This window comes from Aliiruegeria lutimaris (assembly GCF_900099935.1).
Classification (GTDB): domain Bacteria; phylum Pseudomonadota; class Alphaproteobacteria; order Rhodobacterales; family Rhodobacteraceae; genus Tropicimonas; species Tropicimonas lutimaris.
This window is the reverse complement of the sequence record NZ_FNEK01000144.1, coordinates 1-5,529: the sequence shown is the minus strand read 5'-3', so window position 1 is coordinate 5,529 and position 5,529 is coordinate 1. Positions and strand designations below refer to the sequence as shown.

Below are 5,529 nucleotides of genomic sequence, written 5' to 3'. Positions count from 1 at the left end.
GGCTGATTATCTCAGCGGCATCTGCGTCGAGGCTGGCTCAGAGGATCAAGCGAGGAAGCGGTCTTGAGCCTGCGGTGAACCCGCGCAAGACGGGCAAGGGCAAGCTTGCGCCCTATTCGGATTTCTTCGTCGAACTGGTGGAACAGGATCCCGACATCACGCTGGCGGACTTGAAAGCGGCCCTGCAACACGCGCACGGCGTATGCGCCTCGATTTCGGGTATCGACCAAGCGCTCCGGCGGCTCGGATACACGTATAAAAAAAGAGCCTCATTGCGGACGAACGCCGGCGCGCCCGTGTGAGGAAGGCCCGGACCGACTGGTTCCAGCATCGCATGCCGGCGATGCGGGCAATGCCGGAGCGGATTGTGTTCATTGACCAAACTTCCGTCAAAACCAATCTCACCCGGCTCAGAGGGCGTAGCCAGCGCGGTGATCGACTGACCGCATCGGCACCGTTCGGCAGTTGGGGAACGCAAACGCTCATCGCCGGCCTGACCCACGATGCCATGATCGCGCCATGGGTGATTAAGGGGGCAATGGACGGCCCAGCCCTCGCTGCCTACGTAGAAAAGGTGCTCGCCCCGGAGTTGGACCCGGGCACAGTTGTAGTCCTCGACACCCTGGCCACCCATCGCAACAAAGATGCAGAAGCTGCGCTCAGGGCGCACGGTTGCTGGTTTCTCTACCTGCCGCCGTACAGCCCCGACCTGAATCCCATCGAACAGGCGTTTTCCAAACTGAAGGCGCATCTACGCAGGATCGGTGCGAGGACCTTCTCCGGGTTCTTCAACGCAATCGGCGAGGTCTGCGATCTCTTCAGCCCACAAGAGTGCTGGAACTATTTCCAAGCCGCCGGTTACGCTTCAACGTGAACTGGAACCGCTTTAATGGGGAGTTCGTGGGCTATCCGCACAAGGGTACAACGTTTGAAGAAGAGATATCGAGAGGTGGCTCGGTTTGTCTGAACAGTTTGGAGCCGTTTTCTAAGTGTATGTTCCGCTCAGTTATGCCGCGACCGGGATTGGCCGGGGCAGGTTGAGATATGCCTGATCGGGCGTTTGCAGCCCTATTTTCCGAAGAGCCATGGCAAGCCTCGCGTGGATGACAGAGGCGTTCTGAGTGGGATTATCTTCATCAATCGCAACGGGTTGCGCTGGTCTGATGCTCCACGGGAGTATGGCCCACCCAAGACGCTCTACAACCGCTGGAAGCGTTGGAGCGACAAGGGCGTGTTCGCTCGGATCATGGAGGGGCTAGCTGCCGAGCATTCCGATCACAAGGCGATCATGATTGACGCGACCTATCTGAAAGCCCACCGCACGGCGTCGAGCCTGCGGTTGAAAAAGGGGGGCGTGGACGTCTGATTGGGCGAACCAAGGGGGGCATGAACACGAAGCTGCACGCTGTCACCGATGCCTCCGGTCGCCCCATCCGTTTCTTCATGACCGCCGGTCAGGTAAGTGACTACACAGGCGCTAGGGCACTCCTGAGCAGCTTGCCGGCCGCTGATTGGATGATCGCTGACCGAGGGTACGATGCCGACTGGTTCCGCGATGCCTTGAAAGACAAAGGGATACGCCCTTGCATCCCCAGTCGGAAATCACGCGACAGGCCCGTCCGCTATGACAAGCGTAGATACAAGCGCCGCAACCGCATCGAGATCATGTTCGGTCGATTGAAGGATTGGCGACGTGTTGCAACCCGTTACGACAGATGTCCGAAGGTATTCCTATCAGCCATCGCACTCGCTGCCGCCGTCATCTTCTGGCTCTGAAATTCAATGAGTCTGGAGCCTAAGAGAGGAGAAGAAGGCCATCTTCATCGTCGTCGCGTTCCACTGCCACACGCTGCTGCCGCTCAATGAAGCCCTTATTCCACAAGGAGTGTCGAGGCGGTCATTTCTTACGCCCGCGACAAACGTGCGGGTTCTTACGACTATATATCCCCTGCCAGATTGGCCAAATATGCCTCGATCACTGGCAATCCAGTCTGTATGTCAATCGCCCAGGGATCGTTGGGCCTATCGGGGTCGAGACCGGGCCTGCCGGTCTCCCAATCATCCGACATTCCGTCCTCGTCGCGATCTCTCTGGAACAGTTCAGCAAGCTCCGGCCAGCCACCAACCTCTTCTACCGAATTGATTATCCGACCTTTGCATTTGGCAAGGCTGTTGAGCACGAGCGTGTCGAGCGGATCGGACACTCGGCGACCGCCAATTTGGTCGCCAACCCGCAGCGGAATTCGCGCGAGCACTTCGCTCGACGGCAACGCAGCCACGGATTCCGGTGCCTCGGGGTCTTCAGCCTGTTTCATCCGCGCGAGCGGATTTAGGACGGAAAATTGTCCGTTTCTGGCACAATCGGCGCGCCTGAGGACTTGGTTATCCCGTGCGATGATAGTTATGTCATGCGCGTCGACATATTCGAACGCCTCAAGAGCCCAGGCCGCGCGCAGCGTTGTGCTCGGCCCCTTGGCTGCAACGTTGCCTACATAAACGAAGCGCAAATTACCGGTATGATCATAAAGTTCCCCGAACTGGCTAATCGGGTTGTAGAAGATGTTGTTTACCACTTCGACCGGCCCGATATCCGTGCCGTTCACATCTGGGTTCCTGTCACGGTTATGGGCAAATAAATTTCCCCAAAGCGTGACTCGCCCACATTGGTTGTCGGTGCCCTCCTTGGAGCAGATCAGTGCTCCCTTGGAATGCTTTCCTTTAGGGTGGCTGGACCGATCGAGACCGTAGGCAACAATACTCCGCTCCAGTGTGATATCGGACGAGACCTGCCCTGAGACATGCAGGCTGAAGTTCTCGTCCGTGGCAAACATTAATGAAAGGTTGCCAAAATAAAGACGTTCTCCGTTCTCAATCGACAGGGCATCCACAACGGGAGACGGCTCCAAGCTCGGCCCAGGACGTAGCTTAAGAAACCGTAGCACGATGTCATGCGCTTCTTCGATCTCGATCGGCGACCGCGCGGAAGTGCCATTGCGCAACTGCACTCCTAGTCCGGGCGCGGTTTGGCCGGCAATATAGAGATTGGATCCAGGCCGGATCGGCCTTTCAAGCTTGATCGTTCCGGACAGGGAAAAAACGCAGATTCGAGGTCGGTCACCATTTTCTGCGCAATCCCTGAGCGTTCCGGGGCCGGCGTCGGCCAAAGAAGTTATCGCAACCACTTCGCCGCCGCGCCAGCCGGTCGCGTTTCTCCCGAATCCAATGGCACCGGGAAACGCAGGACGCATAGACTCCGCCGTTCCGGTGGTGGACAGCCCGGCGGCAATTAGCGCCCCGCAGGCTAATCCAATCCATTTTGTCCGCAAAGCGGCCCAGATGGAAATCCAACAGTCCAAGGCTCAGACTCTCTGCATATGGGCATCGTCCGCGCTGCTGTCCTGCACCACGTTTTCAGATGCCTCGATTGTTGCGACAATCTCGGAAATCTCAGATCCAGCGCCGAACGTTTGCCGGGCAACCAGGTTCCCGTTTTCAGTTAGTTCGAACAATGTGCCATCGTTCTGGCCAGTTTTCTTGTTCGTCCGCACAACTAATAAGAGCGCTCCCGGCTCGGCGAGATAGTACCGCAAATTACGCACCGCCAGCCGCAGCCGATCCTCGCTGAAGTAATTTAGGTTCAGGATGTTGGCGGCACGGATAAACTTGAACGTTCTGTGAAAATCTGACCGTAGAGCCATCACGTCATCCTCGAAGAGCGCAATTTCTGGTGCTTCGATTGCAATTCGCGAGGCCAATGTCACGGGGCGACTTTCGCCTTGCGCAATCCGTTCGTTGCATCGTCGAGCCAAGATCCGCGCAAGTATAATGCGAATGGGAGCAGTCAGAGTAAAGTAGTCGAGACGCCGGATCCAAGGACGGATCGTCCGGCCACTATATTCATACTGTAGCGGCCATCCGTGACGGTCGGTCAGCACAGTCATCCTCTCCGACAACTCCACGAGATGGCCGAGCAGGTATAGATCCGTCGCGATGATAGTCGGCGAGAGTCCAGCAAATTTCAGTGAATCGAGCATCTCCAATGTGCTAACCCCGGCCGAAACGCCAACATCGAGTATCGGCAAAGGCCCCGAAAATTTTTCCGCCAGTAAAGGTACAATCTCGTCATCCAACTCCCGGAACCGCCCAAGGTTGGTGGTTTTGAATGAAGCGTTTTTCATTTTGAGGGAGCCATAAAAATCTGCCTCAAGTTTCGACGTTATAGAATGTGCTTCAAGATCAAAAAACTCTCTTGCGCTGATCATTACAGTCCTTCGAAATGGGGTTCTTAAGTGGGGCAGGCAGTGCGATGCCAAATCTGATAGATTTAGTCCAAGGTAACTCCGACAAGGTCGACCGTCAAATAGGGTTCGTCATTTCAGTCAGAGGATTCGTATTTGGTCAAGAGCGGGGGGAGGGGGGCTTGCCGAAAGCTCGCAAACTCTCGTTATGAACGAGGGAGCCTCGGGGGCAGGTCAAGGCGGAATAAGCCCGATCTAGACGGCGAAGTCCCGCCCCCGGTCAAAGGCTTCGACCACGCCGACCGCTGCAACCATCGCGGTGAAAACCAGCGGGCCGCTTCCGGGAATGGTCATGGCGTTGGGCGTTGTTGCGTAAAGCCTGGCCAGGATTCACAACACGAATCCCGTAGGTTAGATCGGCGGCATGCCGAAGCCCACACCTCCCCGCTATCGAACGACGAACTGGTCGAGCTATAATGCATCGCTTCGGAAGCGGGGTTCGCTTCTGGTGTGGTTCGACTGGGCGCTGTTGCGTAACTCGGCCCAAGTACGAGTTTTCCCTTTCCCCACGGGCTTCATCCGTCAGATGCGATCTCAGCCGTTCCGAGGGCTGAGAAGCGGTTCATGAGAGCTACGCGGACGTGGATCTCTGCGGTCTTTCGGTCTGGATTCCTCGCCATGACGCGTCCACCAAATGCCTTGAGGCATCGCATCCTGGCCTCGAAACGACTTCGGATGTGATATCTGCTCCAACGCTTCCAAAGAGATCTGCCGAAGCGTTGTGACGCCCGCTGTATCTCGTTGCGGGTTTTCGCAGCTGGGCTGTCCTCTTTCCACAATCGTCCATTTCGGCGAACGGGCCGGCGAACGGGGATGATCGCTTCCGCATCTCGGGCAACGATTGCGGCATGGCATCTGCGGGTGTGATACGCACCGTCAGCGATCACGGTGCCGACCTGCTCGTCCTAAAGCACCCCGCCATTAACCTGAGACATATCCGGCAGCCTTGAAGTAGCTCCAGCATTCTTGCGGAGAATAGAGATCGCAGACCTGGGCGATGGCGCCGAACAATTCGGTGAAGGTGCGAGCGCCGATCCTGCGGAGGTGAGCCTTGAGCTTCGAGAACGCCATTTCGATGGGGTTGAGGTCGGGGCTATAGGGCGGCAGGAACAGGAACCAGCATCCGGCGTCTCGCATGGCCTTGGCCGCGGCGGCGCTCTTGTGTGTAGCGAGGTTGTCCAGAATGACCACCGTTCCCGGCGCAAGTTCCGGAACCAATACTCTTTCCACG

At 57.1% G+C, this 5,529-nt stretch carries 5 protein-coding genes and 4 pseudogenes; 4 read left to right on the top strand and 5 right to left on the bottom strand.

Going from position 1 to position 5,529, the window contains the following annotated elements; translation table 11 throughout:
* The 3 genes and pseudogenes from BLR85_RS27670 to BLR85_RS27660 all read left to right on the top strand — a co-directional run.
* Nucleotides 1-302: pseudogene (locus BLR85_RS27670) on the top strand (hypothetical protein); the annotation flags it as partial.
* 32 nt (nt 303-334) lie between these two features.
* Nucleotides 335-874, top strand: coding sequence for an IS630 family transposase (locus BLR85_RS27665; protein WP_093164993.1), 540 nt, complete (start codon nt 335-337; stop codon nt 872-874).
* A 168-nt stretch (nt 875-1,042) separates the two neighbouring features.
* Nucleotides 1,043-1,776 (top strand): IS5 family transposase gene (locus tag BLR85_RS27660; RefSeq protein ID WP_425284517.1). Its coding sequence is split into 2 segments (ribosomal slippage): nt 1,043-1,355 and nt 1,355-1,776, totalling 735 coding nucleotides; the frame shifts between segments, so codons are not numbered across the junction.
* A 161-nt stretch (nt 1,777-1,937) separates the two neighbouring features.
* Here the strand turns inward: BLR85_RS27660 and BLR85_RS28880 are convergent.
* From BLR85_RS28880 to BLR85_RS30405, 3 genes and pseudogenes are all read right to left on the bottom strand, one after another.
* On the bottom strand, nt 1,938-3,356 hold the full coding sequence (locus BLR85_RS28880; protein WP_139188603.1) for a pectate lyase family protein: 1,419 nt from the start codon (nt 3,354-3,356) through the stop codon (nt 1,938-1,940).
* 3 nt (nt 3,357-3,359) lie between these two features.
* Nucleotides 3,360-4,262, bottom strand: a complete 903-nt coding sequence (locus BLR85_RS27650) for a hypothetical protein (RefSeq protein ID WP_093164984.1) — start codon at nt 4,260-4,262, stop codon at nt 3,360-3,362.
* A 237-nt stretch (nt 4,263-4,499) separates the two neighbouring features.
* Nucleotides 4,500-4,598: pseudogene (locus BLR85_RS30405) on the bottom strand (transposase); the annotation flags it as partial.
* A gap of 64 nt (nt 4,599-4,662) precedes the next feature.
* On the opposite strand from BLR85_RS30405, the pseudogene BLR85_RS28870 reads away from it, so the two are divergent.
* Nucleotides 4,663-4,758: pseudogene (locus BLR85_RS28870) on the top strand (IS5/IS1182 family transposase); the annotation flags it as partial.
* A gap of 55 nt (nt 4,759-4,813) precedes the next feature.
* Here the strand turns inward: BLR85_RS28870 and BLR85_RS27640 are convergent.
* Together BLR85_RS27640 and BLR85_RS27635 are read right to left on the bottom strand one after the other, a co-directional pair.
* A pseudogene (locus tag BLR85_RS27640) lies at nt 4,814-5,203 on the bottom strand (transposase); the annotation flags it as partial.
* A gap of 16 nt (nt 5,204-5,219) precedes the next feature.
* Nucleotides 5,220-5,529, bottom strand: a 310-nt coding sequence (locus tag BLR85_RS27635) for a transposase (protein ID WP_170844815.1), incomplete at its 5' end; no start/stop codon positions are given.